This window comes from Salinicola lusitanus, from assembly GCF_038648475.1.
Classification (GTDB): Bacteria; Pseudomonadota; Gammaproteobacteria; order Pseudomonadales; family Halomonadaceae; genus Salinicola; species Salinicola lusitanus.
Map to the genome: position 1 here is coordinate 2,496,836 of NZ_CP151919.1, position 23,900 is coordinate 2,520,735.

The 23,900-nt window shown below is 65.0% G+C and carries 23 protein-coding genes; 17 read left to right on the forward strand and 6 right to left on the reverse strand.

The window, feature by feature from the left end; all coding sequences use genetic code 11:
* Positions 1-57 precede the first annotated feature (57 nt).
* The 3 genes from AAGT95_RS11315 to AAGT95_RS11325 form a co-directional block, all read right to left on the reverse strand.
* A complete protein-coding gene (locus tag AAGT95_RS11315) occupies positions 58-252 on the reverse strand; it encodes a PA3496 family putative envelope integrity protein (protein WP_110602970.1) in 195 nt (64 codons plus the stop codon).
* Positions 253-392: 140 nt separating this feature from the next.
* The gene (locus AAGT95_RS11320; RefSeq protein WP_240612466.1) at positions 393-839 is read right to left on the reverse strand and encodes a PAS domain-containing protein; all 447 of its coding nucleotides are present in this window, start codon (positions 837-839) and stop codon (positions 393-395) included.
* A gap of 84 nt (positions 840-923) precedes the next feature.
* Positions 924-2,252, reverse strand: a complete 1,329-nt coding sequence (locus AAGT95_RS11325; protein WP_342593844.1) for an MFS transporter — start codon at positions 2,250-2,252, stop codon at positions 924-926.
* Positions 2,253-2,446: 194 nt separating this feature from the next.
* On the opposite strand from AAGT95_RS11325, the gene AAGT95_RS11330 reads away from it, so the two are divergent.
* Complete coding sequence (locus tag AAGT95_RS11330; protein WP_110602974.1) at positions 2,447-2,725, forward strand: SelT/SelW/SelH family protein; 279 nt, start codon at positions 2,447-2,449, stop codon at positions 2,723-2,725.
* A gap of 106 nt (positions 2,726-2,831) precedes the next feature.
* Here the strand turns inward: AAGT95_RS11330 and AAGT95_RS11335 are convergent, their stop codons facing one another.
* Together AAGT95_RS11335 and AAGT95_RS11340 are read right to left on the reverse strand one after the other, a co-directional pair.
* The gene (locus AAGT95_RS11335) at positions 2,832-3,803 is read right to left on the reverse strand and encodes a zinc transporter ZntB (RefSeq protein ID WP_110602975.1); all 972 of its coding nucleotides are present in this window, start codon (positions 3,801-3,803) and stop codon (positions 2,832-2,834) included.
* Positions 3,804-3,946: 143 nt separating this feature from the next.
* On the reverse strand, positions 3,947-4,594 hold the full coding sequence (locus tag AAGT95_RS11340; protein WP_342593845.1) for an arylesterase: 648 nt from the start codon (positions 4,592-4,594) through the stop codon (positions 3,947-3,949).
* A 31-nt stretch (positions 4,595-4,625) separates the two neighbouring features.
* Here AAGT95_RS11340 and AAGT95_RS11345 point away from each other — a divergent pair, with 31 nt between their 5' ends.
* From AAGT95_RS11345 to AAGT95_RS11385, 9 genes are all read left to right on the forward strand, one after another.
* Positions 4,626-5,345 carry an ABC transporter ATP-binding protein gene (locus AAGT95_RS11345; protein WP_342593846.1) on the forward strand — a complete coding sequence of 240 codons (720 nt, stop codon included), beginning with the start codon at positions 4,626-4,628 and terminating at the stop codon, positions 5,343-5,345.
* On the forward strand, positions 5,342-7,858 hold the full coding sequence (locus AAGT95_RS11350) for an ABC transporter permease (RefSeq protein WP_342593847.1): 2,517 nt from the start codon (positions 5,342-5,344) through the stop codon (positions 7,856-7,858). The genes AAGT95_RS11345 and AAGT95_RS11350 overlap by 4 nt, the downstream gene beginning before the upstream one ends.
* A gap of 395 nt (positions 7,859-8,253) precedes the next feature.
* A complete protein-coding gene (gene glyA, locus AAGT95_RS11355; protein WP_110602980.1) occupies positions 8,254-9,516 on the forward strand; it encodes a serine hydroxymethyltransferase in 1,263 nt (420 codons plus the stop codon).
* Positions 9,517-9,797: 281 nt separating this feature from the next.
* Positions 9,798-10,598: a FadR/GntR family transcriptional regulator gene (locus AAGT95_RS11360; RefSeq protein WP_110602982.1), complete on the forward strand. Its 801-nt coding sequence runs from the start codon at positions 9,798-9,800 to the stop codon at positions 10,596-10,598.
* Positions 10,599-10,696: 98 nt separating this feature from the next.
* Entirely contained in the window at positions 10,697-11,845 is a 1,149-nt protein-coding gene (gene dgoD, locus AAGT95_RS11365; RefSeq protein ID WP_110602984.1) for a galactonate dehydratase, read from the forward strand.
* A 286-nt stretch (positions 11,846-12,131) separates the two neighbouring features.
* Entirely contained in the window at positions 12,132-12,818 is a 687-nt protein-coding gene (locus AAGT95_RS11370) for a 2-dehydro-3-deoxy-6-phosphogalactonate aldolase (protein ID WP_110602985.1), read from the forward strand.
* Complete coding sequence (locus AAGT95_RS11375; RefSeq protein ID WP_342593848.1) at positions 12,815-13,816, forward strand: 2-dehydro-3-deoxygalactonokinase; 1,002 nt, start codon at positions 12,815-12,817, stop codon at positions 13,814-13,816. Before AAGT95_RS11370 ends, AAGT95_RS11375 begins: the two co-directional genes overlap by 4 nt.
* Positions 13,817-14,023: 207 nt before the next feature.
* Positions 14,024-14,890 (forward strand): HAD-IIB family hydrolase, encoded by an 867-nt coding sequence (locus AAGT95_RS11380; protein ID WP_342593849.1) that lies wholly within the window; start codon positions 14,024-14,026, stop codon positions 14,888-14,890.
* A gap of 69 nt (positions 14,891-14,959) precedes the next feature.
* Entirely contained in the window at positions 14,960-16,180 is a 1,221-nt protein-coding gene (locus AAGT95_RS11385; protein WP_342593850.1) for a glycosyl transferase, read from the forward strand.
* A gap of 81 nt (positions 16,181-16,261) precedes the next feature.
* On the opposite strand, the gene AAGT95_RS11390 is transcribed toward AAGT95_RS11385, so the two are convergent.
* Positions 16,262-18,067 carry a sugar phosphorylase gene (locus AAGT95_RS11390; RefSeq protein WP_342593851.1) on the reverse strand — a complete coding sequence of 602 codons (1,806 nt, stop codon included), beginning with the start codon at positions 18,065-18,067 and terminating at the stop codon, positions 16,262-16,264.
* Positions 18,068-18,310: 243 nt separating this feature from the next.
* Here AAGT95_RS11390 and nrdR point away from each other — a divergent pair, with 243 nt between their 5' ends.
* The 7 genes from nrdR to AAGT95_RS11425 all read left to right on the forward strand — a co-directional run bounded on the left by nrdR (position 18,311) and on the right by AAGT95_RS11425 (position 23,877).
* Entirely contained in the window at positions 18,311-18,799 is a 489-nt protein-coding gene (gene nrdR / locus AAGT95_RS11395; RefSeq protein WP_110602993.1) for a transcriptional regulator NrdR, read from the forward strand.
* Between the two features lie 61 nt (positions 18,800-18,860).
* Entirely contained in the window at positions 18,861-20,009 is a 1,149-nt protein-coding gene (ribD, locus tag AAGT95_RS11400) for a bifunctional diaminohydroxyphosphoribosylaminopyrimidine deaminase/5-amino-6-(5-phosphoribosylamino)uracil reductase RibD (RefSeq protein ID WP_342593852.1), read from the forward strand.
* A 142-nt stretch (positions 20,010-20,151) separates the two neighbouring features.
* Complete coding sequence (ribBA, locus tag AAGT95_RS11405; protein WP_342593853.1) at positions 20,152-21,285, forward strand: bifunctional 3,4-dihydroxy-2-butanone-4-phosphate synthase/GTP cyclohydrolase II; 1,134 nt, start codon at positions 20,152-20,154, stop codon at positions 21,283-21,285.
* A gap of 169 nt (positions 21,286-21,454) precedes the next feature.
* Positions 21,455-21,937 carry a 6,7-dimethyl-8-ribityllumazine synthase gene (ribH, locus tag AAGT95_RS11410; protein WP_110602999.1) on the forward strand — a complete coding sequence of 161 codons (483 nt, stop codon included), beginning with the start codon at positions 21,455-21,457 and terminating at the stop codon, positions 21,935-21,937.
* Positions 21,934-22,434 carry a transcription antitermination factor NusB gene (nusB, locus tag AAGT95_RS11415; RefSeq protein ID WP_110603001.1) on the forward strand — a complete coding sequence of 167 codons (501 nt, stop codon included), beginning with the start codon at positions 21,934-21,936 and terminating at the stop codon, positions 22,432-22,434. Before ribH ends, nusB begins: the two co-directional genes overlap by 4 nt.
* Before the next feature lies 1 nt (position 22,435).
* Positions 22,436-23,407, forward strand: coding sequence for a thiamine-phosphate kinase (thiL, locus tag AAGT95_RS11420; RefSeq protein WP_425356017.1), 972 nt, complete (start codon positions 22,436-22,438; stop codon positions 23,405-23,407).
* Positions 23,404-23,877, forward strand: a complete 474-nt coding sequence (locus AAGT95_RS11425; RefSeq protein WP_110603005.1) for a phosphatidylglycerophosphatase A family protein — start codon at positions 23,404-23,406, stop codon at positions 23,875-23,877. The genes thiL and AAGT95_RS11425 overlap by 4 nt, the downstream gene beginning before the upstream one ends.
* The last annotated feature ends 23 nt before the right edge of the window (positions 23,878-23,900 follow it).

Consider the following 23,900-nt stretch of genomic DNA (forward strand, 5'->3'; position numbering starts at 1 on the left):
CCGACAATGCGAACGGGCGCCGAAGCGCCCGTCGGATGACACCGGGTCGGAGACCGTCTACTCCTCCTCGTCGCCGTATTCGTCGTACCAGTCGTCTTCGATGGCACGTTTCAGGCGGCGCTCTTCCAGCAGCGCCTCGACCTGTCGTCGCGCGCGCAATGTGTCGGCCTTGCTGCTGCGGGGACGTTCGAACTGCTCGTCGTTGATGGCTTCGGAAAAATCCTGATCGTCGATATATTCCTCACGGCTCATATTTTGGCCCTCCCGTGAAATCGCATCTCAGTGACGCTTCGGGCTATATATCGTCGAAAGCCAATCGGTACAAGACTTTCCTGGTTAAAAAAAACTATCGCCGCGAGAGGCGGCGATAAGAGCTGCGTCGAGTGGTGCGGTCACGCCGTATCTGGCTCGGCCTTCAGCGTCTCGAGCTCCTGCAGCGCCTCTGCGAGATTGGTGACATCCTTCTGCACGCCGATGAAGTAGGTGAGCTGATCTTCGTCGTCGTAGACCGGCGTGATCGACAGCTCGTTCCAGAACGGACTGCCGTCCTTGCGATAATTGCGCAGCACTTCCCGACAGGACTTGCCCTCACGCAGGGCCGTGCGAACCCGGTCGATGGCCGGCTGGTCACGATCGCCATTCTGGAGGAAGCGACAGTCGCGATAGAGGATCTCGTCGATGCTGTAGCCCGTCAGGCGCTCGAAGCCTTCATTGGCGTAGATCAGAATGTTCTCGTCGCCTTCCTGTTCGGCCACTACGATGCCGTCATCCGAGGCGTTGACGATGCGCTCCAATAGAGCCGGGCTGATCATGGGGGGGCGTTTGTTGGTACTGGCCATCCTTGCCTCCAGACTGGGCATTCGACGGATTGTAGGGACGATACGATCGATAATGATGCCACGGTGCCGTGGGATTACAACGCTTTACGAGCGGGGCTCCGACTCGACCTCGGCAAGGGCGTGGGAGCTCAAGGCGGCCGCGATGGCCAGCGCCGCGAGGACCAGCAACAGGCCCGCGCTGCCCAGCCATTGGGCGAATGCGCCCAGAAGCAGGCCGACGACGAGCATCAGGATACCGGTAAAGGTATTCGAGAAGGCGACATAGAGCGCGCGGGTGTCGCTGTCCGCGAGATCCACGACATAGGTCTTGCGCCCCAGGCGAATGCCGGCGTGGGCAATCATCAACAAACCATAGACCACGGCATATGGCCACACGCTGGTGCGTACGGACTCGGGCAGCCATACGCAGGCGGCGCCGGCGAGACAGCACGCGGCCGCTCCGATGGCGCTGTCGCGCATCACCCGGCGACTGGAACGGTCCGCCAGCCGGCCCCAGATCGGGCCGGCGATCATGCTTGCGCCCCCGGAGGTCAGGATCAGGATGCCGAGGCTGGCCAGGTCGGTGCCGCTGTTCTGCTGTCCGAGCAGGGCAAGATAGGGGAGCGCGAGGGCGCTGGACAGCAACAGTGCGCGCGAGAGATTGAAATGCAGGAAGCGGCGATCGCGCCGCATCAGGGCAATACCTTGCTTGACGCTGTCCCAGGCGTTGGCACCGCCCTCGGTGGCGCCCGGGGCTTCGTGAATCAGGGCGGCACACAGTGCGTTCAAGCCCCACCCCAAGGCGGCGGCGAACAGCAGAATGGCCAGTGCCAGGGTGCCCGGCTGATTGCCGAGGAGAATCAGGACGGCACCGACGAGCAGTGTCAGGGCGCCGGCGACGCTGGCGCTCCACCCCATCAACGTCCCCCGACGCTGCTTGGCGATGGTCTTGCCGAGAACGTCCTTGGTGGCGACCGAAGAGAGCCCGCGCCCCAGCGACAGCCCGGTCAGGGCGATCAGCACCAGTGCACCGCCCCAGCCGCCCTGGCCGAACAGTGCCAGCAGCGTCAGGCAGAGGGCGCCAATGGCCTGGATGACACCGCCGGCGACCCACACCCACTTGCGAATGGGGCGCAGCCGGATGTAGCCGGCGATCAGCAATTGCGGCAGCAGCGCGCCCGCCTCGCGGATCGGGACCAGCAATCCCACCATCCAGACCGGTGCTCCGATGGCGCCCATCAGCCAGGGCAGTATCAGGCGGGCGTTGGAGAGTTCGTCCGCCAGCTTGTTGCCGAGGGCGGCGACGAGGTGGCGGAAGAAGTTGCCGGGCTGCTCCTGGCAGGCTTCGTCGGAGATGTCGCGACACATTCGGCTGTCTTCGTCGCCGGTGACGCGCTCGAAGAGGCGGGTGAGGCTGGTTTCTTTGACTGACATGAAAACGTTCCCTGTTTTTTTATGGCGAGCTACGAGCTACGAGCTACGAGCTACGAGCTACGAGCTACGAGCTACGAGCTACGAGCTACGAGCTACGACAGAAGACGACGCCGATCCCTTGGATTGAGTGCGAGCGGGGTTCGGACGCATGATGGTGGGCCTCGATACCGTCCGCTGGAAGGAGACAAAGATTCATGGCTCGCATTCGAATTCATTATTGTACGCAATGCCAGTGGCTGCTGCGCGCCGGCTGGTATGCCCAGGAGCTGCTGCAGACCTTTGGCGAAGATCTCGATCAGGTGGCGTTGGCACCCAGTCATGGCGGGCACTTCGAGGTGCTCTACGACGACGAGACGCTATGGGAGCGCAAGCGCGACGGCGGTTTCCCCGATATCAAGGAGCTGAAGCGCCGGGTCCGTGACCGCCTGGATCCCGGACGCGACCTGGGGCATACCGATAGAGATAAAGCCTGAAGCTGGAAGAGCGGCGCTGCGCGCCTGGAAGTGGGAAGAGCAAGCAAGGCCAATCCCCTGAGCTTGTGGCAGTATCGTTGATTGCATCCTCTCTTCCAGCTTCCAGCTACCACCAGTGCTTGCGCTTGAGCAGCCACATCACCCAGCCGCCCACGAGAGCGGTAATCGCCAGAAAGACCACGAAGCCGTAGGGACTGTTGGCGCCGGGTATGCCACCCACGTTGATCCCGAGAAGCCCGGTCAGGAAGCTGAGTGGCAAGAACACGGTGGTGACGATCGCCAGCATGTACATGCGCTGATTGAGGCGTTCGTTGTGTTCGCTGAAGAGCTGTTCCTGCAGGATCAAGGCGCGCTCCTGCATGGCGTGAAAATCTTCCACATAGCGGGATAACTGGTTGGCGCTTTCGCGGATCGATACCTTGGTGTCCTCGTCGTACCAGCTGGGGCCGTGGGCAATCTGGTCCAGGCAGTCACGCTGCGGCCCCATGAAGCGCCGCAGCGTGATCAGCGACCGGCGTAGGCGGGAGAGGTCGTCGGGATCGATCTCCCGGTCGCTGAGCTGGTCTTCCTCGAGTTCCCCCAAGCGGTCGTCGAGCTGGTGCGCGACATCACCGACCTTGTCCACCAAGGCTTCCGTCAACCAGGCCAGCAGGTCCGAGATCGACAGCGCGCCGCTGCCGTCGTCGATCCGCTCGCGCACGTCGCCGACGGATTTCAGCGGGCGACGGCGCAGGGTTATCAGACGGTTCGGGGCACTCCAGATACGCAGCGATATGAGATCCTCGGGCGCGGCACCGGGGTTGAGATTGATCCCGCGCAGGGTGCTGACGGCACCATTACGGAACTTGGCGACGCGCGGCCGGGTATCTTCCTCCAGCAGGGCCTCGATCGGTGCCTCGTCGAGTCCGGCGATCTCCTCCAGGTAGGTATGGACATCCTCGTGGCGGAAATCGAGATGCATCCAGAGCGGCCGCTCGGGGTCGACCCAGGCCTCTCGAAGCTGACGGACACTGAGCAGCGTACCGCCGCCCTTGCCGTCGAGCTGGTAGGCGGCGACCAAAGCCGTCTCCGTTTCCATTACTCAGCCTCCTTGCCGGTCCTGCTCGCGATGCATCATGTCGCGAGCGTTTTCAATATGTTAACGATAGCAGGCCGAGACGTCATCGCCAGCGGTTCGGTCGGGCTTGACCCGCGCGCGCGACACCCGAGGTCGATGCGCCATCAGCCGGCCGCGTTGGTCGATGGCGTCAGCATTGGTTCCAGTTTCGACCAGACGTTGTCGAGAATAATGGGTTGGGCCTCGGCGGTGGGGTGGATGCCGTCATCCTGCAGCATGGTGTCGAGATCGACGCCCTCGAGCAGGAATGGCAACAGGGGGACCTGGTAGTCGTGAGCCAGTTGGGTGAACACGTCACGGAAAGCGTCTGTATAGGCGGGACCGTAATTGGGGGGTACCTCGATGCCGAGCAGCAGAACCTTGGCGTTCTCCTTCTGGCTGCGCTCGATCATCTTCGCCAGGTTGACCTGCATCTGCTGGGGGGAAAGTCCGCGCAGCCCATCATTGCCGCCGAGCTCCAGCAGAACGATATCGGGATGATATTGTCCGAGAACTTCGGGAAGCCGTGCCGAGCCACCCGATGTCGTCTCGCCACTGATGCTGGCATTGACGACTTCATGCTCACTACCCAACCGCTTTTCCAGCAGAGTGACCCATCCGGCCTGTGGATCGATGCCATAGGCTGCGCTCAAGCTGTCGCCCATCACCAGGATGGTGTCGGCGCGGGCTGCGCCCGGCGTCAGCGATAGCACGGCAACACACAATAACAGTGCGCCACCCGCACAGCGCCTTGCCAGCTTGGCGATAGGCATCTTGCTACCAAACACAGGGAAACCAGGCACCATGTCTCACTCCTCCGACCATGAACGAAAGCGAATTCTACACGCCAGCCAGCTCGCCAAACGGGTAACAAGTGGAGAACGAGAGCTGGTTATTCTCGAATCGCTGACGCTGGATGTCGACTGCGGTGAGAGTGTAGCCATCGTGGGAAGTTCCGGCGCCGGTAAATCCACTCTGCTGGGTCTGCTGGCGGGGCTCGACGCACCCAGCTCGGGAGAGCTCCAGATGTTCGGCCAGTCGCTGAGCGACCTGGACGAGGATGGACGCGCAGCTCTCCGCGCCGGCCGTGTCGGTTTCGTCTTTCAGAACTTCCAGTTATTACCCACGCTTACTGCCTTGGAAAACGTTATGTTGCCGCTGGAACTGTCGCCTCGGCAAGACGTGGCGGCCAAAAGTCGTCAGTGGCTCGAGCGTGTCGGGCTGGGCGAGCGTCTCGATCACCTGCCCAAGCAGCTCTCCGGCGGCGAGCAGCAACGGGTGGCGGTGGCGCGCGCGTTCGTGGCCGATCCCGATCTGGTCTTCGCCGACGAGCCCACCGGCAATCTCGACGAGGCGACGGGTAGTCGCATCATCGATCTGCTCTTCGACCTCAATCGCGAATCCGGGACAACCCTGATCCTCGTCACCCACGACATGGCGCTGGCGACGCGGTGCGACCGCTGCCTCCGGCTCGAGGGCGGTGCGCTGACGGCGATCGAGCAGCGGCGAGGAGTCGAGGCATGAAGCTGATCGCGCTCTCGCTCAAGGGGCTCAGGCGCGACCTGCGTGCCGCCGATGTCCGGGCGCTGTTCGTCGCGTTGGCCCTGGCCGTGGCGGCCACCACCATGATCGGTTTCTTTCTCGACCGTCTCGACCGGGGCCTGACGCGACAGGCGGGGCAACTGCTCGGCGGTGATCTGGTGCTGGAGCAGGGGCGGGCATTCGACGATGAGCTTCGCCAAGAGCTTCGTCGTGCCGGGCTCGAGCTGAGCGACCAGGTCGACCTGGTGTCGATGGTGAGCCAGGGGGATGCCTTCCAGCCGGCGGGTCTCAAGGTGGTGGATGACCACTATCCGCTCTACGGCAAGGTTCGGGTCGATCGGGGCAGTGGCGTCGAAGGCGTTGATCACGGCCCGGCGCCGGGCAGCGCGTGGATCGCACCCAGGCTGGCGCAACTGCTGGATGCGGGCATTGGTGATCGTGTCCAGGTCGGGGCACTGTCGTTGACCATCACCGGCCTGATCGATCGTGAACCTGACCAGCAGGCCGGGTTCGCCGGGCTGACACCGCGCATCATGCTCAACATCCAGGACCTCGAGGCGACGGAGCTGGTCAGGCCCGGTTCGCGAATCGAGTACGAGCTGCTGGCCGCCGGGCCGCCAGCCGCCATCGACGGACTCGCCGCGCGACTCGAAGCGCTGCGCGAAGCCGGGGTCGAGATCCGAGACGTGCGGGTGGACAGGCCCAGTCTGGGACGCTCCCTAGACCGGGCGCAGAAGTATCTGAGCCTGGCAGGGCTGGCGGCGGTTCTGCTTGCCGGGGTGGCCGTGGCCATGGCCACGCGGCGCTATGTCGATCGCCATCTCGATACCGCGGCGCTGCTGCGCTGCTTCGGTGCCTCGCAACGGCAACTGGGCCAGCTCTTCGCCTGGCAACTGGCATGGCTGGGCCTCGTCGCGGCGGTGGTGGGGGCCTTGCTGGGGCTGGCGGGGCAGGCGGTGCTGCTGGCACTGTTGACCCGCTTTCTGCCGCTGGAACTGCCGCCGCCGGGCGGAATGCCCTGGCTGATGGGCGTTCTGACGGCCCTCGCGGTGCTGGTGGGCTTCGCCGGACCGACGCTACTGAGGCTGAAGCGTGTCAGTGCGCTCAAGGTGCTGCGGCGCGAGCTCGACCCGATTCCGGCCGCCGGGTGGCTGGTCGTGGCGTTCGCGAGTCTCGTGTTCGGTGCCCTGCTGTGGCTCTACTCCGGCGACCCGGTGCTGGCGCTGGGCATTCTGCTGGGCGGCCTGGTAGCGCTGGTCGTACTGTGGGGGGTGGGGCAGGCGATGTTGCAACTGCTGCTCGCCGTGCTGGCTCGCTTGCCACAAGGGGGGCAAAAGGGGCGGGCCTGGCAACTGGGCGGACGTCAGTTGGCGCGCCGGCGCACGGCCAGCCTGGGGCAACTGCTGGCTTTTTCCGTCACCTTCGCGGCGATGGCGATCATCGCGCTGGTCAGAGGTGACCTGCTCACTACCTGGCAGGCCCAACTGCCGGTCGATACCCCCAACTACTTCGCGATCAATATCCAGCCGCAGGAGCGGGCCGGGGTCGAAACGCTGATCGAGGACGCTGCCGACAGCGCCAGCGGCCTGTACCCGATGGTGCGCGGGCGCCTGACCGCCATCGACGGTGAGCCGCCGGCGCAGCGGGTGCCCGAAGAGTCCCGCAACGACGGCGCACTTCGCCGCGACCTCAACCTGACCTGGCGCGCCGCACTGCCCGAGGGTAACCGGATCACCGAGGGCCGGTGGTTCGACACCGACGTGGCGTCGGGCGATGGTACCGTGCCGATCTCGGTCGAGGAGGAGCTGGCCGGGCGGCTGGGCCTGTCCCTGGGTGACGAGATGACCTTCACCATCGGCAGTGACAGCATCACGGGCCGAATCACCAGTCTGCGCCATCTGGACTGGGAGAGCTTTCAGCCCAATTTCTTCATCATCTTTCCTCCCGGGGCGCTGGAGGGTTTAGGTCACAGCTATATCACCTCCTTCCACCTTCCCGACGGCGGCAACCAAATGCTGGGTGAGATGGTGCAGCGATATCCCGGCGTGTCGGTGCTCAATGTCGAGGCGTTGCTGGAACAGGTCCGTGGCATCCTCGGCCAGGTGACCCGAGCCATCGAGTTCGTGCTGGGCTTCGTGCTGCTGGCCGGGGTCAGCGTCCTCTACGCGGCGTTGACCGCCAGTCGCCCGGCACGCGCCCACGAAGGCGCGCTGCTGAGGGTGTTCGGTGCCGGTAACCGGACGCTGTCTCGCATGCAGTTGGCCGAATTCGCCTTGCTCGGTCTTGTCAGCGGCTTGCTGGGCGCCGCACTGGCGGAAGCGGCGGCGCTGGGCATCTATGGCTGGCTGGGGTTGGTGCCGAGAATGCACTGGCTGATGTGGGGGATCATGCCGCTATTGGGGGCGGCGCTGGTGGGCGGCGTCGGTTTTCTGCTCTCCCGGGGGACCCGCCGGCAGGCGCCGATGGCCAGCCTGCGATTGTTGGGAGAGACCTGATGGGGGGGCATGAAGCCACCGCAGGATAGCGAATGTGACGGGGGCGGGACGACGGACGACGCTCCCGGGCATGTTTTACCCAAGCTAAAGCCAAGGTGAGAAATTATGGTTCAGCGCATGACGGACTTTCATAGGAAAGGCCGTCAGCGCTGGGGTATCATTGCGCCCCACGCTGCACCTGAAAAGAGCCTGCGCTCGCCCATACAGCGTTGAAGATCGGTTCGAAAGGCGCGTTTACGCTCGTGTAAATTCCGCTTCCTCGCCGACTCCTGACTTGTCTGGGTTTCGCTCGCCGCCTTTTCAAACCGTGCGCTTACGATTTTGAGATCGAGCCGCCGGATGCCGGACTGGCGCCGCTGGTAGTTGAACCATCCCCGAGCCGAGGATTCCCGTCGATGTTCACCCGAGAGATGCAGATTGCCGGATTCGATGATGCCCTTTGGGACGCGATGCAGCAGGAAGTCGCGCGCCAGGAAGCCCATATCGAGCTGATCGCTTCCGAAAACTATGCCAGCCCGCGCGTGATGCAGGCGCAGGGCACGCAACTGACCAACAAGTACGCGGAAGGTTATCCCGGCAAGCGCTACTACGGCGGTTGCGAGCATGTCGACGTGGTCGAGCAGATGGCCATCGACTACGCCAAGGAGCTGTTCGGCGCGAGCTACGCCAATGTCCAGCCGCACTCCGGCTCGCAAGCCAACGGTGCGGTTTTCCAGGCGCTGGTCAAGCCGGGCGACACCGTGCTGGGCATGAGCCTGGATGCCGGTGGCCACCTGACCCACGGCGCCAAGCCGAGCTTTTCGGGCAAGCACTACAACGCGGTCCAGTACGGCATCGACGCCAGCGGTCGGATCGATTACGAGGAAGTCGCCAAGCTGGCCAAGGAACATCAGCCCAAGATGATCATCGCTGGCTTCTCGGCCTACTCCCAGATCATCGACTGGGCCAAGTTCCGCGAGATCGCCGACAGCGTGGGTGCCTTCCTGCTGGTCGACATGGCCCATGTCGCCGGCCTGGTCGCGGCAGGCGTCTATCCTAGCCCGCTGCCTCATGCCCACGTGGTCACCACCACCACGCACAAGACGCTGCGGGGCCCGCGCGGGGGCCTGATCCTGTCGGCCGAGAACGACGCCGAGATCGAGAAGAAGCTGCAGTCCGCCGTCTTCCCCGGCGGGCAGGGCGGGCCGCTGATGCACGTGATCGCGGCCAAGGCGATCTGCTTCAAGGAGGCGATGGACCCCGAGTTCAAGACCTACCAGCAGCAGGTGGTCAAGAACGCCCAGGCGATGGCCGGCGTCTTCATTGAGCGTGGCTACGAAGTGGTGTCCGGTGGTACCGAGGATCATCTCTTCCTGCTGTCGCTGGTCAAGCAGGGGCTGACCGGGAAGGATGCCGATGCGGCGCTGGGTCGTGCTCATATCACCGTCAACAAGAATGCGGTGCCGGACGACCCGCAGAGCCCGTTCGTGACGTCCGGCCTGCGTATCGGCACCCCCGCGGTGACCACACGCGGTTTCGGTGAGGCCGAGTGCCGCGATCTGGCCGGCTGGATCTGCGATATTCTCGATGCCATGCAGCAGGGCGACTCCAGCCAGGTCGAAGGCGAGGTCAAGACCAGGGTCGAGGCCGTCTGCTCCCGGCTCCCGGTCTATCGCTGATCGGCCCCGGCTTGCGGTTTACGATGCCCCTCCTCGGAGGGGCATTTTCGTTATGGCCATGGCCGCCCGACGGCGCGCGAAGACCCCAGATCTTGACCGCAGCGGTGGCGGGCCCGGGCAAAAGATGAGAAAAGGAGGGGTGAATGCGCTGCCGCAAAACGGGGGAGTGAGAGGGGAGTTCTTACAACTTTAGTCTTGTCTGTGACCATGGTCTAACAGCCACGCACATCCACTTGCTTGAAGCTATGTCGGACATAAGCGGCTGTGAGTTGAACATCGCAATGGCAGCAGACCCTCCAGCAACCTGCCCTTCCAGCGGGCCGAAGCCCGATATCGCCGAAGCGCTGGCCGAGGCCGTGTTTGGCGGGCGCTACGCGATCGGCGCCATGATCCCGCGGGAAGTCGATCTCTGCGAGCGCTTCGGTGTCAGCCGCAGCACCGTTCGCAGTGCGCTGCAGAAACTGGTCAACGCCGGCTTGCTGGTGCGTATTTCCGGACAGGGGACGCGGGTCTGCGAGCTGGCCTCCTGGCATCTTCTCGATCCCCAGGTCAGCGCCTGGATGGCACGCTACGCCCGGCCCAACCCACATCTCCAGCGGGAAGTCTTCGCCTTTCGCGTGGCGGTGGAGCCGTTCGTTGCCGGCCTGGCTGCCACCCATGCCACCGCCTCGGATCTGCTGGCCATCGAAACCGCCTACGAAGGCATGGCCCGCACGCTCGAGCGCGAGGACCTGCACTGGCAGGGAGAGAGCTACAACGCTTACGACGTGGCATTCCACGAGGCGATCTTCGCCGCTTCCCACAACCTGATCTGGGCGCAGATCAGTCATGTGCTCAAACCGGCCATCGCGCTGATCGTCGAGCGCTCCAACCAGAGCGCCACGCTGCACAGTGCCAAGGATCTCGCTGACAGCATGACGCGCCACCGGCGGGTGATGGAGGCGATCCGCCTGCGTCAGCCCCAGCAGGCAGCCGAAGCGGCGCTGTCGGTGCTCAAGCGTACCGGCCGTGACCTCGGCATGGAGGATCTGGTCGAGAATCCGCCGGCGATCGTGATGCCGTCATCGACCGGAGAGCGGTGACGGCGGTGCTCGAGCTACCGACCGCCCTGGCTGCGTCGCCCCGGCTGGCGTCGGCGGGGGCTGAATTGAACGAATCGCATTGCAGAAAAAGGTGAACCATGAAGATTACCCGCTTGAAGACCTGGCAGGTGCCGCCGCGCTGGTTGTTTCTCAAGATCGAGACCGACGAAGGCTGCTACGGCTGGGGCGAACCGGTGGTGGAGGGGCGCGCCGCCACGGTGGAGGCCGCCGTACACGAGCTCTCCGACTATCTGATCGGCCAGGACCCGCGCCGTATCGAGCACTTGTGGAACATCCTCTATCGCGCGGGGTTCTATCGTGGCGGGCCGATCCTGATGAGTGCCATCGCCGGTATCGACCAGGCGCTATGGGATCTCAAGGGCCGCGATCTCGGCGTGCCGGTGCACCAACTGCTGGGCGGAGCCTGTCGCGACAGGATGCGGATGTACGCCTGGACCGGGGGCGACAGGCCCAGCGATGTGGGCGCGGGCGCCAAGGCGCTGGTCGATAAAGGCTTTACCGCGTTCAAGATGAACGGCACCGCCGAGATGGCGATCGTCGACTCTCATGCCAAGGTGGACGAGGCGGTCGCCCGTGTCGCCGAGGCCCGCGACGCCGTGGGGCCGGATGTCGGTATCGGCATCGACTTCCACGGTCGCGTCCATCGCCCCATGGCCAAGGCGCTGCTGCGGGAGCTGGAACCGTATCATCCGATGTTCGTCGAGGAGCCGGTGCTGCCGGAACACCTGCCCAGCCTCAAGCATATCGCCGGCGGCCTCGGCTACCCCATCGCCACCGGGGAGCGGTTGCACACCCGCTACCAGTTTCGCGATCTGCTGGTCGAAGGCATGGTCGACATCGTCCAGCCCGATCTGTCCCACTGCGGCGGTATCAGCGAGGGCATGAAGATCGCCACGCTGGCCTCCTGCTTCGATGTGGCGCTGGCCCCTCACTGCCCGCTGGGACCGTTGACGTTGGCGGCTTCTCTACACGTCGATGCCGTCAGCCACAACGCCTTCATCCAGGAGCAGAGCATGGGCATCCACTACAATCGGGACAACGACGTGCTCGATTACCTGGTGGACAAGAACGCCCTGGCCATCGAGGACGGCTACTGTGCGATCCCTCAGGGCCCGGGGTTGGGGGTCGAGATCGACGAAGCGTTCGTCGAGGAGCGTTCCAAGGTCGGTCACCGCTGGCGTAACCCCGTCTGGACCCATGAAGATGGTTCCGTCGCGGAATGGTAACGGCACACTCGATAGCCGCCTGCGCGAGTGAATCGCCGTGTTGCCCGGTGCGCGAACTCCTCACATATACCCCATATGCTCCGGGTTCTGTGCGCCGGGCGCCTTGCGCTTCAGCTCGCTCGGCTGGCTCTCGAGCGCACCGTACTGGGCGCTCAGCCGTCTTTGTTCGCCGACGCAGAGCCTCCAGGAAAATGTGGTCCGGCTGGCTCTCGAGCGCTACATGCTGATGCTCTGCTGGCTGCGCTCCAACGCGCGGCCCTAGACTGGCCGAAACGAGGAGAGAGAAATGAACGAGACACGCAAATTCGCCCTGGAGGCGGCGCTGCGCGAACGGCCGTTGGTGGCGATCCTGCGCGGGATCACGCCGGAAGAGATCGACGCCGTGTTCGACGCGCTGGTGGCGGCGGGGTTCAAGCTGATCGAGATCCCGCTCAACTCCCCGCGGGCGTGGGACAGCATCGCCGCGATCGCCAGGCGCTGTCCGGACGATGTCGTGATCGGGGCGGGCACGGTGCTGGACCCGATGCACGCCGAGCGGCTGGCCGATCTCGATGCGCCGCTGTTGATCACACCCAATACCGACCCGGAGGTGATTCGGGCCGGTGTCGAGCACGGCCTGGCACCGATGATCGGCTGCATGACGCCAAGCGAGGCGCTGGCCGCGGCCAAGGCCGGGGCGACGGCGCTCAAGCTGTTCCCGGCGGCACGCCTGGGCACGGGCTACTTCAAGGATATCAGTGCGATCCTGCCCAAGGGCCTGCCGGTGCTGGCGGTCGGCGGCATCGACAAGAGCAACATGAGCGAGTGGCACGCCTTCGGGGTGGCCGGCTTCGGCTTCGGCAGCAACCTCTACAAGCCGGGACGCAAGGCGGCGGAAGTCGGCGAGATCGCGGCCGAGCTGGTCGCGGAGTGGCGTCGGCTGCTCGAAGTCGCGCACCACGCGGAGCAGATGGAACGCGAGGCGGACGCATGAGTGGCGAGGCACCGGCGCGCCTGATCGTCATCGACTGGGGAACCAGCAACTTCCGCGCCTTTCTGGTCGACACCGCCAGCGGCGAGGTGCTGGACAGCCGGCGGTCGGCCTCCGGCCTGCGCGCGCTGACTCAAAGCGAATTCCCCCACTACTGCGCGTCGCAGACCGACGACTGGCGGGAGGGCGGCGGCGCGGCTTCAGGCGCTAAGGGCGCGGCTTCGGGCGTTGAAGGCGCGGCTTTGGGTGCTGAAGGCGCGGCTTCGGGCGCTAAAAAAATCCCGGTCTACCTGGCCGGCATGGTCGGTTCCGCGCGGGGCTGGCACGAGGCGCCGCAGCTGGAACTCCCGGTCTCCGCCGCCGATCTGGCCCAGAACGTGGTCGCCGCGCCGGGCCTCGACAACGTCTGGATCGTGCCGGGGGTCAAGCAGGTGACCCCGGCCCACGTCGACGTGATGCGGGGGGAGGAGGTTCAGGCCTTTGGCGCCCTGGCGCTTGCTGGCGCGGACGGTGGCGACTGCTGCCTGCCGGGCACCCACAGCAAGTGGGCGCGCCTCGATGCCGGCCGCATGACGGCGTTTACCACCATGATGACCGGCGAGCTCTACCACGCGGTGCGTTTCCACACCCTGCCGGGAGAGCCGGCCCGTGAAGACGCGCCGTTCGACGAGGGCGCGTTTCGCCTCGGCGTTTCCCGCGCCGGCTGCCCCGGGGGCGTGATGCATGCTCTGTTCGAAGCCCGCAGCCGCCATCTCTACGCCGGGCTCGAATCGCCGCAGATCGGCAGCTTTCTTTCCGGCGTCTTGATCGGCGAGGAGGTAAGGGCCATGCAAGCGGCTCGTCGCGAACTCGACAAGGTGTATCTCGTCGGTGCCGACTCGCTGCGGCAGAGTTATACCCTGGCGCTGGAGGCCGCCGGGATCGCGGTCGAGGCGATCGATAGCGACCGTGCGACCCTGGCCGGCGTCATCGCGATCGCGGCAAGACACGCCCGCTACTGACACCCCCGTGTCGCGAGCCGCCAGTGCGCCAAAATGGTGCGCTGGCCCCCGCGCCCGTGGGCCGGCAGCACCGCCGAGGAGCCGTATCCGGCTCCCATGGCGCGAGCCGTCGTGTTTGGCATGATACGTGCTACCTTCACCTATACGACTGCCGACAAGCAGCCGATCGCGTACGACATGACGAGGTGATGCGATGCGGGTGAAGCCATGACACAGCCGACCTTGAACAAGCCACCGTTGCTGGTGTTCACCGATCTCGACGGGTCGTTGCTGGACCACGATACCTACGACTGGCAGCCTGCCGCTTCGTGGCTGCAGCGTCTCGAGCAGCGGGCGATCCCGGTCATCCCCACCACCAGCAAGACCCGTGCCGAACTGCTGGCACTCCGCCAGGAGCTGGGGCTGGAGCAGACACCCTTCATCGCCGAGAACGGCGCCGTAATCGGCCTGCCGCCAGCCTGGCAGCATGCGCGACTGGATCGTGACCCGGCCTCGCCGGACGGCCTGGTGGTCAAGACCCCGAGCATGGATGTCGACTTCATCCGACGCCGTCTGGATGTGGTGCGCGAGCGCCATGGCCTGCGCTTCCGCCGAATGGGGGAGATGGAGCTGGCCGAGGTTCGGGAGCTCACGGGGCTCAGTGCTGTCGCTGCCGAGCAGGCGATGAGTCGGGAAGGGAGCGAACCGCTGGTGTGGGAGGACGACGACACTAAACTGCAAGCTTTGCATGAGACCCTGCGCGTCGATGGCCTGCGCCTGACCCGAGGCGGCCGGTTCTGGCATGTCATGGGCGCGGTCGACAAGGGGCAGGCCGCCGAATGGCTGCTGGCCCGGTTCGAGTCGTTACGTGGCTATCGGCCGAGGACGCTGGGTCTCGGTGATGGGCCCAACGATCTGGCGCTGCTGTCGACGACGGACATGGCCGTCATCATTGCCGCCCATCATGGCCAGCCGATGACCCTGGAGAGTGCCCGGGTCTATCGAACGCAAGCGCGAGGACCGGCCGGTTGGTCGGAGGGTGTCGCGCATTGGCTGGCCCAGGAGCCGGGATGGGAGAGTGGCGAGCCGCAGTAGTCGAAGATATCGACCTGATGACAGGCGTCACGGATCGACGCCAAAACGACAATACGAAGAGGGTACTTCATGAGTGATTTTTATCAGAACGGTATCATTACCAATTTCCACAACCTGACGCGGCGCTCGGTGGAAGCCCTGGAGAACGATCTCAAACGGTTCTCCCGCACTCGGCCGATGGGGCTGATTCTGCCATCGCTCTACTCCGAGCTGGAGGGTCCGGCGCTCTCGCACATCGTCGACGAACTGTGCAAGGTGCCTTATCTCAGCGAAATCGTCATCGGTCTCGATCGCGCCGATCGCGAGCAGTTTCTCAAGGCACGGGAGTTTTTCTCGCGCCTGCCTCAGCACCACCGCATCCTGTGGAACGACGGCCCACGACTCCAGGCCCTCCAGCAGGAGCTGGCGCAGGAGAATCTGGCGCCCCTGGAGCCGGGCAAGGGCTGCAACGTCTGGTACTGCTCCGGTTACGTCCGCGCATCCGGCAAGGCCGAGGCGGTCGCGCTCCACGACTGCGATATCGTCACCTACGACCGCGGCCTCCTGGCGCGGTTGATCTACCCGGTGGCCAACCCGCGCTTCCACTACGAGTTCTGCAAGGGCTACTACTCCCGAATCGCCTCCGGCAAGCTCAACGGCCGGGTGGCGCGGTTGATGGTCACGCCGCTGATCCGGGCCTTCAAGATGATCTACGGGCCGCTGCCTTATCTCGACTATCTCGACAGCTACCGCTACCCGCTATCCGGCGAATTCTCCATGCGCGCCGACGTGCTCGACGGCATTCGCATTCCCAGCGACTGGGGCCTGGAGATCGGCGTGCTCTCCGAGGTTCACCGGAACTTCTCGACCAAGCGCCTGTGCCAGGTGGATATCGCCGACGCCTACGACCACAAGCATCAGCCGGTCTCCGAGGAGGACCCCAGCGGCGGGCTCAACCGGATGAGCATGGACATCGCCAAGGCGATGTATCGCAAACTGGCGACGCTCGGTGTGGAGATGAGCGTCGAGAGCTTCCGTACGGTCAAGGCCACCTACTATCGCGTGGCGCTGGACCTGATCGAGGCCTACGACCACGATGCCGCCATGAACGGGCTCAAACTGGACCGCCACAGTGAAGAGGCCGCCGTGGAGCTGTTCGCCGACAATATCATGCAGGCTGGCGCCGCCTTCTTCGAATCCCCGCGGGACAAGCCTTTCATTCCCAGCTGGAACCGGGTCCAGGCGGCGATTCCCGACCTCCAGGACCGGCTGTTCGAAGCGGTGGAGCTGGATAACGCAGGAGAGGTGTAGGCGGGATGCGTGCGCTTGCCGGGAGTTGGGCCACGGCCGGCGAGAGTCGAACCGACTCTCACCGGCCATCGCGGGAACCGCTCAGGGCTGGACCAGCCACAGGCTGCGGTAGGGCCGCAGGATGTCGCGCTCGTCGGGATGCGGGCTCCAGCGCTTGCCATCCTTGAGCACGTCGTACCACTCGCCACCGTTCAGCTCGTCGATCTCCAGCGGCTGGCGCGTGTCACTGATATTGTAGATCGCCAGCAGGCGGCGCCCGTTGGCGAGCGGTCCGCGTTCGATGGCGAAGATGCCGGGCGGCGTGTCGAGCACTCGCTGACCGGCTTCGGGATGAAAGCAGGGCTCGTTGGCGCGAATGTTGAGTCGTCGCTTCAGCGAGGTGAACGCCTCGCGGGTCGGCGTGCTGCGGCTGTCGATGAGTTCGTCGAGCTCCTCCTTGGGCCAGCGTCGACGGTTGATCGAGCGCAGTTTGCCACTGCGTTCCACGCCGCCGTGGTCGTTGAGGGTCGCGGTCAGGCTATGAAAATAGACGCCGGGTATCCCCTGCAGTGCCAGCATCAGGTTCTGGCTGCAGAGGAAGCGCTCGACCTGCCACGCATCGGCGCCGCGACGCGTCCCCTTCATTGCGTCGTAGTAGGTGATGTTGATCTCGTAGGGCGAGTCGCTACCGTCGGCGTTGGTCTTCATGCTGACGTAGCCGCCGAAGCGGTGCATCAGTTCGAGCATGATCTCCAGTTCGTGGGATGGCAGCAGACCCTCGAGGGCCCTGACGCCGATACCGTCGTGGCTGGCGGTGAAGTTGAAGTAGGTGCAGCCCGGTGGCAGCGTCGGCAGGCTGCGCGCCCAGTCGGCCAGCGTGGTGGCGTCTCCGCTGGTCAGCGTGTGTACCAGCAGAGGCGGCAGCGTGAACTGGTAGATCATGTGCGCTTCGTCGGGCATCGACGGCGATTCGTCGTCGTGGCCCTCGGCCTGAGGCTCCGGAGCCAGGCGTTCCAGACCGAAGTAGCTCATGTTCTCTTGATGTGGCACGTTGGTCTCGGTGATCAGCAGCGTTCCCGGTGCCATGAAGTCGAGAATCGCCCGCAGCAGGCGGACGATGGCGTGCGTCTGGGGCAGATGCACACAGGGGGTGCCAACCTCCTTCCACAGGTAGGTGATGGCGTCGAGGCGAATGATGCGCGCGCCCTGCTGGACGTAATAGAGCAGGATGCCGATGAATTCGAGCAGTACGTCCGGATTGGCGAAATTGAGGTCGATCTGGTCTTCGGAGAAGGTCGCCCACAGGTGGCGTGTTCCGCGACGTGTCGATACCGGCACCAGGAGAGGCGAATTGCGTGGCCGCGTGACCATGGAGAGATCCGTCTCCGGGTCCATCTCGATGAAGTAGTCGCGCCCCGGCTGCGTGCCCGAGAGGTAGTCGATGAACCAGAGTGAATCGCGCGAGACATGATTGATGACGAGATCGACCATCAAGTCCACTCGCGAGGCGAGCCGGCGGATATCCTGCCAGTCTCCGAGCTTGGGGTTCACCTCGCGATAATGGATCACCGAAAAGCCGTCGTCGCTGCTCCAGGGGAAGAACGGCAGGATATGCAGGCCACTGAACGTCCCGTTCAGACGAGTGGCGAGAAAGTCATCCATTACCTCGAGTGGCGGCCGTTCTCCATCGATGATGGTGTCGCCATAAGTGATCAGAATCTGATCGCGCTCACTCCAGGTGGGGCGTGGCAAGGTATCCAGTGCACTGCGTTGGTGCATCAGCAACGTCATCAGGCGTCGCATGATCTCGTCGCGGCGGGATCCATATACCTCTTCCAGGCGCGCGCTGGCGCGGGCCATGAAGGCTTCCTCGGAAAGGGCGGGATAATTCGCGGCACGACTGGGCATGGGCGATTCCTTGGTATCGGCGGTTGACGTACGCGGCCTGGGATTCAAGGCTTCGTTGTTAAGGATTGTCACAACATCCTTGCAGAAGATGGGCCAACATCAAAATCGCCAAGGTTTTTCCGCGTGTTTCCGCTATGTTGCCCAAACCGGTACACTCTGCTCTCTCATACGGCACCGTTACCGCATTCATCAACAAGAGGGGCGGTTACGCTCATCGCCCACGCTGACAGGTAGACCCCGACGATGCATTGCCCTTTCTGTGGTACGCACGATACCAAGGTGACCGACTCCCGGCTGGTGGCCGAGGGGGATCAGGTGCGGCGTCGTCGTCAGTGCGCGGAGTGTGGAGAGCGCTTCACGACCTATGAAACCGCCGAGCTGGTGATGCCGCGGGTGGTCAAGTCCGATGGCTCCCGCGAGAGCTTCGACGAGCAGAAGATGCGGGCGGGCATGGCGCGTGCGCTGGAGAAACGCCCCGTCAGCGTGGAGTCGTTCGAGGCAGCGGTGGAACGGATTCGCCAGCGGTTGCGCGCCAGAGGCGACCGGGAAGTGGAAGCGCGAGACGTGGGTGAAGAAGTCATGGAGACGCTGCAGCGTCTCGATCACGTGGCCTACATTCGTTTCGCTTCCGTCTACCGCCGTTTCCAGGATCTCGACGAATTTCGAGCCGAGATCGATCGGTTGTCCCAGGAGCCGAGTCTCTCGTCGGGTGACGAGGGCGGCCAGGGCTGAATCGGCGCCTGTTTTGTCGCTACCGTCCCCTCGCTTTCCCTCCTCCATCGAGCGAGCCCTCATGTCCTCATCTATTCTCGAACCCCTCTCCCAGGAATCCTGCATGGACCGGGCGATCCAGCTTGCCTGGCAGGGCCGCTACAGCTGTGATCCCAACCCACGGGTCGGCTGCGTGCTGGTCAAGGACGGCCGGATTGTCGGGGAGGGCTTTCACGTCCGGGCCGGCGAGCCTCACGCCGAGATCAACGCGCTGCGGACGGCCGGCGAGGCAGCTCGAGGAGCGACCGCCTTCGTCACCCTCGAGCCCTGTTCGCATACTGGCCGTACCGGACCTTGCAGCCTGGCCTTGATCGAGGCGGGCGTGACTCGGGTCGTCGCGGCAATGGAAGATCCCAACCCGCAGGTATCGGGTCGGGGCTTCGCGATGCTGCGCGATGCGGGCGTCGAAGTCGCCGTGGGGCTGCGGGAAGAGGCTGCCAGCCAGCTCAATCCCGGTTTCATCCGCCGCATGCGCGAAGGGTTGCCGAGGATCACGTTGAAGATGGCGATGAGTCTGGACGGCCGTACGGCGATGGCGGACGGGGAGTCCCAGTGGATCACCGGTCCGGCCGCGCGGCGCCAGGTTCAGCGACTGCGGGCCGAGTCCAGCGCGGTTCTGACCGGCGTCGAATCGATCATCTTCGACGACTCCCGGCTGACGGTGCGGGCCGAGCAACTCGGCCTGGACGACGCCGAATCCATCGCCCGTCGCCAGCCGTTGCGGGTGGTTTTGGACAGTCATCTGCGTATGCCGCTGGCCGCGGCATGCCTGAGCGAGCCCGGGCGAACGCTGGTGTTCACGGTTCAAACGGAGGCGAGCGAGCGGCGCCGCAGGCTCGAAGCCGCTGGCGCCGAGGTCGTGGTGATGCCCGCCAATGCCGAGGGGCGCGTGGAGTTCACCGCGCTGCTGCGTTATCTCGCCACCCAGGAAGCCTGCAACGAGGTGCTGGTCGAGACCGGTGCCACGCTGGCCGGCGCGCTGCTCGAGGCCGATTGTGTCGACCGGCTGGAACTGTTCATGGCGGCCACGCTGCTGGGCAGCGAGGCGCGGCCGCTATTCGCGCTGCCGGGGCTGGCGACGATGAGCCAGCAGCGGCGGCTGAAGATCGACGATATCCGGGCGCTGGGTGACGACTGGCGCATCTCGGCACACCCGCTCAGGGAGGGCTGAGTCTGGCGGAACGGGGGCGTCGGCAGTCGCGCGCTGTGTCACCAGCACCCGACAGTAGCGTCCGCGTCCCGCGACAGGTAGGCTGTGCCGCATCGACCCCTGGTGGTTTCAGTAGACGGCGGTTTCATTGGACGAATCATCAATGACGACAGCGCAATCGAATCAGTTGGCCGGCATCGATGTCCTGTTGGAAGAGATCCGGCAGGGCAGGATGGTCATCCTGATGGATGACGAGGATCGCGAGAACGAGGGCGACATCATCATGGCGGCCGAGTGTGTCGAGGCCAGCCACATCAATTTCATGGCCCGCCATGCTCGCGGCCTGATCTGCCAGCCGATGTCGAGATCACGCTGTCAGCAGTTGAAGCTGCCGCTGATGGTCAGCGACAACGGCTCCGGTTACGGCACCAAGTTCACCGTCTCCATCGAGGCCGCAAGGGGGGTCTCCACCGGCATCTCGGCGGCGGACCGCGCCCTGACGGTCCGGGCTGCGGCGGCCCGTGGCGCCAAGCCGGAAGACATCGTCCAGCCGGGGCATATCTTCCCGCTGATGGCGGAGCCGGGGGGCGTGCTTCGCCGTGCCGGCCACACCGAGGCGGCCTGCGATCTGGCCGCCATGGCCGGCTTCGAAGCGACGGGCGTGATCTGCGAGATCATGAACGACGACGGCACCATGGCTCGGCGGCCGGAACTGGAGCGGTTCGCGGCGGAGCACGACATCAAGATCGGTACCATTGCCGATCTGATCCACTATCGCATGCTCAACGAGCGCACCGTCGATGCCATCGAGCAGATGCCGGTGCAAACGGCCTTCGGCGACATGACCATGCATGTCTTCCACGACAACGTTCAGGACAGACACCACCTGGCGCTGGTCAAAGGGCAGCCCTCCCGGCACACGCCGACGACGGTGCGGGTGCATGGCGGCGATACCCTTCGCGATCTGCTGGCGCTGTGCCGGGCGGACAGCCACTGGACAGCCCACACGGCACTGGCCGAGATCGGCCGGGCGGAGTCGGGCGTGTTCGTGCTGCTGGATGATGCGCGCCCGCCAGGCGACTTCAAGCAGCAGCTCGACGACGTCCTGGGGCGGGGAGCGTCGCCGCGCAACAGTGCTACCGACGGGGCGGGGAATTTCCTCTCCATCGGCACCGGGGCGCAGATTCTGCGTCAGCTCGGTGTCGGCAAGATGCGACTGTTGAGTTCGCCGTGGCGCTTCTCGGCGCTCTCCGGCTTCGATCTGGAGGTGGTCGAGCTGGTCAGCGGCGACGCCTGACCGAGATTCGAGTCACCGTTAGTGTGAGCGTGGTATGACCGCGCGGCCATGGTAAGATGGCCGGCTTCGCGCGCCGAGCGCTAGGTTCTGGCGCCGGCCAATCAGTCTGTTTTTCGCGTTCAGGTTCAAGTGAATGACGAACCTGACGCAGTGTATCCGGAACCCGACAATGCAACCGATCGCGCAACTGGAAGGTCAGTTCACCGATGTCGATGGCCGTTACGCCATCGTCGTGGGCCGCTTCAATCACCATGTCGTCGACAGCCTCGTCGAGGGCGCCGTCGACAGCCTGACGCGGCACGGCATCAGTGAAGAGAACATCGAGCTGATCCACGTCCCCGGCGCCTGGGAGCTGCCGTTGGCGGTCAAGCGCGTGCTCCAGGTTTCCCGGCCCGACGCCGTCATCGCGCTGGGCGCGGTGATCCGTGGCGGCACGCCGCACTTCGAGTATGTCGCGGGCAACTGCAACTCATCGTTGAGCAGCCTGCAGCTCGAGTTCGCGACGCCCATCGCCAATGGCGTGCTGACGGTCAACTCGATCGACCAGGCCGTCGAGCGTGCTGGCACCAAGGCCGGCAACAAAGGCACCGAGGCGGCCATGGCAGCGATGGAAATGGTATCGCTGTTCAAGCGACTGGGAGGCGAGGCATGAGTTCACCGTCACGCCAGCCGACGCCGGCCCAGGAGTCCCGCCGCGCAGCCCGGGAGCTTGCCGTCCAGGGGCTCTATCAGTGGCAGATGACCGGCAAGTCGATCACGGCCGTCGAGGCCGAGTTCCGTTCCCAGATCGCCGACGAGGATCTCGAGGATCACGAGAACTGGCACAAGGTCATGGAAATTGCCGACAAGGCGCTGTTCCATGACCTGCTCCACAACACGGCCAACAACCGCGCGGAGCTCGACGCGGCGATCGCGCCGCTGCTCGATCGGCGTCTGGAGGATCTGGACCGCATCGAGCTGGCGATTCTGCGCCTCGGCACGTACGAGTTGTCCCGCCGTCCCGAGGTTCCCTACCGGGCCGTGATCAACGAAGGGGTGGAGCTGGCCAAGATATTCGGCGCCACCGACGGCCACAAATACGTCAACGGCATACTCGACAAGCTCGCCTCGCGGCTGCGGGGCGCCGAGGTCGCTGCACGCCGTCGTTGACATGAGTCGCACCTCCTTGAGCGAATTCGACCTGATCGCTCGCTACCTGTCGCGGCCCGCGGCAGCCGGGCGTAGCGATGTCGTCGTCGGCAACGGCGACGACTGCGCCGTGCTGGCGCTCTCCCCGGGGCAGCAGCTGGCGGTCAGCGTCGATACCTCGGTGGTCGATATCCATTTCCCCCATGACGCACCACCCGCCGCCATTGGCCATCGCGCCCTGGCCGTGGCCTTGAGCGATCTTGCCGCGATGGGCGCGAGAGCCCGCTGGTGCTGCCTGGCGCTGACGCTTCCCGCGGCCGATCCGGCGTGGCTCGAGGCCTTCGCCGACGGCTTCCGCGAACTGGCCGAACGCAGCGGCTGCGAACTGGTCGGCGGCGATGTCACTCGTGGTGCGCTGACGATCGGTGTGACGGTCCATGGCGAAGTCCCGGCCGGACAGGCGCTGCGGCGTCGCGGAGCCCGCGAGGGCGATCTGGTCGCGGTGACCGGCTATCCCGGGCGCGCGGCCGCAGGGCTTGCCCGCTGGCAGCAGGGTGAGCGCGACCCGAGGCATCCTCTGCTCGAGGCGTATCTGCGTCCCGAGCCTCGGCTGGCGGCGGGGGAGGCGATGAGAGGGCTGGCCACCAGCGCCATCGATATCTCCGACGGCTTGCTGGCGGATCTCCAGCATCTGCTCTCGGCCTCCGGGGTAGGCGCGCGGCTCGACCTCGAGGCGTTGCCGCTGGCGACGCCGCTACGCGCGACGCTGGAGCTGGACGACGTGCGGCAGCGGGTGCTCAATGGTGGCGATGACTACGAGCTGCTGGTGACGGTGGCTGCCGCTGATCTTGCCGAGGCGCAGCGCCGCCTGGCGCCGCTCCATCTGCCGTTGACGCCGATCGGGCGAATCGTCGATGCCGAGGGCATTCACGGCATCGATCCCTGCTATCTCGAGCGTCAGGGCTGGAATCACTTTCCGGAGGTTCTCTCATGAACCGGGCTCCCGCGAGTGTCTGGCGTCGACCGACCCATTTCCTGGCTTTCGGGCTGGGCAGTGGCGCCGTACCGTTCGCGCCCGGGACCTTCGGGACGCTGGCGGCGATACCATTCTACTGGTTGATGTCGGGCCTGCCGCTGGCGATCTACATGGGGCTGATGGGTGTGGCCACGCTGGTCGGGATCTGGCTCTGCGAGACGACCTCCCGCGATCTCGGGGTGCACGACCATTCGGGTATCGTCTGGGACGAGTTCGTGGGCTACTGGCTCACGATGGCGGCGGTACCGTTTTCCTGGGAGGCCGCGCTGTGGGGATTCGTGGTGTTCCGGGTCTTCGATATTCTCAAGCCCTGGCCGATTCGCTGGGTGGATCGCCGCGTCGCCGGGGGGATCGGCATCATGTTCGACGATATCCTGGCCGGCGTGTATGCCTGGAGCACGATGCATCTCTGGTTCTGGCTGCATTGAGCCACGAGCCACGAGCCACGAGC

What these genes read in the sequence shown, in the direction of transcription:
- AAGT95_RS11315 (WP_110602970.1), bottom strand. Translation starts at nt 252, where the DNA reads ATGAGCCGTGAGGAATATATCGACGATCAGGATTTTTCCGAAGCCATC.
- AAGT95_RS11320 (WP_240612466.1), bottom strand. Translation starts at nt 839, where the DNA reads ATGGCCAGTACCAACAAACGCCCCCCCATGATCAGCCCGGCTCTATTG.
- AAGT95_RS11325 (WP_342593844.1), bottom strand. Translation starts at nt 2,252, where the DNA reads ATGTCAGTCAAAGAAACCAGCCTCACCCGCCTCTTCGAGCGCGTCACC.
- AAGT95_RS11330 (WP_110602974.1), top strand. Translation starts at nt 2,447, where the DNA reads ATGGCTCGCATTCGAATTCATTATTGTACGCAATGCCAGTGGCTGCTG.
- AAGT95_RS11335 (WP_110602975.1), bottom strand. Translation starts at nt 3,803, where the DNA reads ATGGAAACGGAGACGGCTTTGGTCGCCGCCTACCAGCTCGACGGCAAG.
- AAGT95_RS11340 (WP_342593845.1), bottom strand. Translation starts at nt 4,594, where the DNA reads ATGCCTATCGCCAAGCTGGCAAGGCGCTGTGCGGGTGGCGCACTGTTA.
- AAGT95_RS11345 (WP_342593846.1), top strand. Translation starts at nt 4,626, where the DNA reads ATGTCTCACTCCTCCGACCATGAACGAAAGCGAATTCTACACGCCAGC.
- AAGT95_RS11350 (WP_342593847.1), top strand. Translation starts at nt 5,342, where the DNA reads ATGAAGCTGATCGCGCTCTCGCTCAAGGGGCTCAGGCGCGACCTGCGT.
- glyA (WP_110602980.1), top strand. Translation starts at nt 8,254, where the DNA reads ATGTTCACCCGAGAGATGCAGATTGCCGGATTCGATGATGCCCTTTGG.
- AAGT95_RS11360 (WP_110602982.1), top strand. Translation starts at nt 9,798, where the DNA reads ATGGCAGCAGACCCTCCAGCAACCTGCCCTTCCAGCGGGCCGAAGCCC.
- dgoD (WP_110602984.1), top strand. Translation starts at nt 10,697, where the DNA reads ATGAAGATTACCCGCTTGAAGACCTGGCAGGTGCCGCCGCGCTGGTTG.
- AAGT95_RS11370 (WP_110602985.1), top strand. Translation starts at nt 12,132, where the DNA reads ATGAACGAGACACGCAAATTCGCCCTGGAGGCGGCGCTGCGCGAACGG.
- AAGT95_RS11375 (WP_342593848.1), top strand. Translation starts at nt 12,815, where the DNA reads ATGAGTGGCGAGGCACCGGCGCGCCTGATCGTCATCGACTGGGGAACC.
- AAGT95_RS11380 (WP_342593849.1), top strand. Translation starts at nt 14,024, where the DNA reads ATGACACAGCCGACCTTGAACAAGCCACCGTTGCTGGTGTTCACCGAT.
- AAGT95_RS11385 (WP_342593850.1), top strand. Translation starts at nt 14,960, where the DNA reads ATGAGTGATTTTTATCAGAACGGTATCATTACCAATTTCCACAACCTG.
- AAGT95_RS11390 (WP_342593851.1), bottom strand. Translation starts at nt 18,067, where the DNA reads ATGCCCAGTCGTGCCGCGAATTATCCCGCCCTTTCCGAGGAAGCCTTC.
- nrdR (WP_110602993.1), top strand. Translation starts at nt 18,311, where the DNA reads ATGCATTGCCCTTTCTGTGGTACGCACGATACCAAGGTGACCGACTCC.
- ribD (WP_342593852.1), top strand. Translation starts at nt 18,861, where the DNA reads ATGTCCTCATCTATTCTCGAACCCCTCTCCCAGGAATCCTGCATGGAC.
- ribBA (WP_342593853.1), top strand. Translation starts at nt 20,152, where the DNA reads ATGACGACAGCGCAATCGAATCAGTTGGCCGGCATCGATGTCCTGTTG.
- ribH (WP_110602999.1), top strand. Translation starts at nt 21,455, where the DNA reads ATGCAACCGATCGCGCAACTGGAAGGTCAGTTCACCGATGTCGATGGC.
- nusB (WP_110603001.1), top strand. Translation starts at nt 21,934, where the DNA reads ATGAGTTCACCGTCACGCCAGCCGACGCCGGCCCAGGAGTCCCGCCGC.
- thiL (WP_425356017.1), top strand. Translation starts at nt 22,436, where the DNA reads ATGAGTCGCACCTCCTTGAGCGAATTCGACCTGATCGCTCGCTACCTG.
- AAGT95_RS11425 (WP_110603005.1), top strand. Translation starts at nt 23,404, where the DNA reads ATGAACCGGGCTCCCGCGAGTGTCTGGCGTCGACCGACCCATTTCCTG.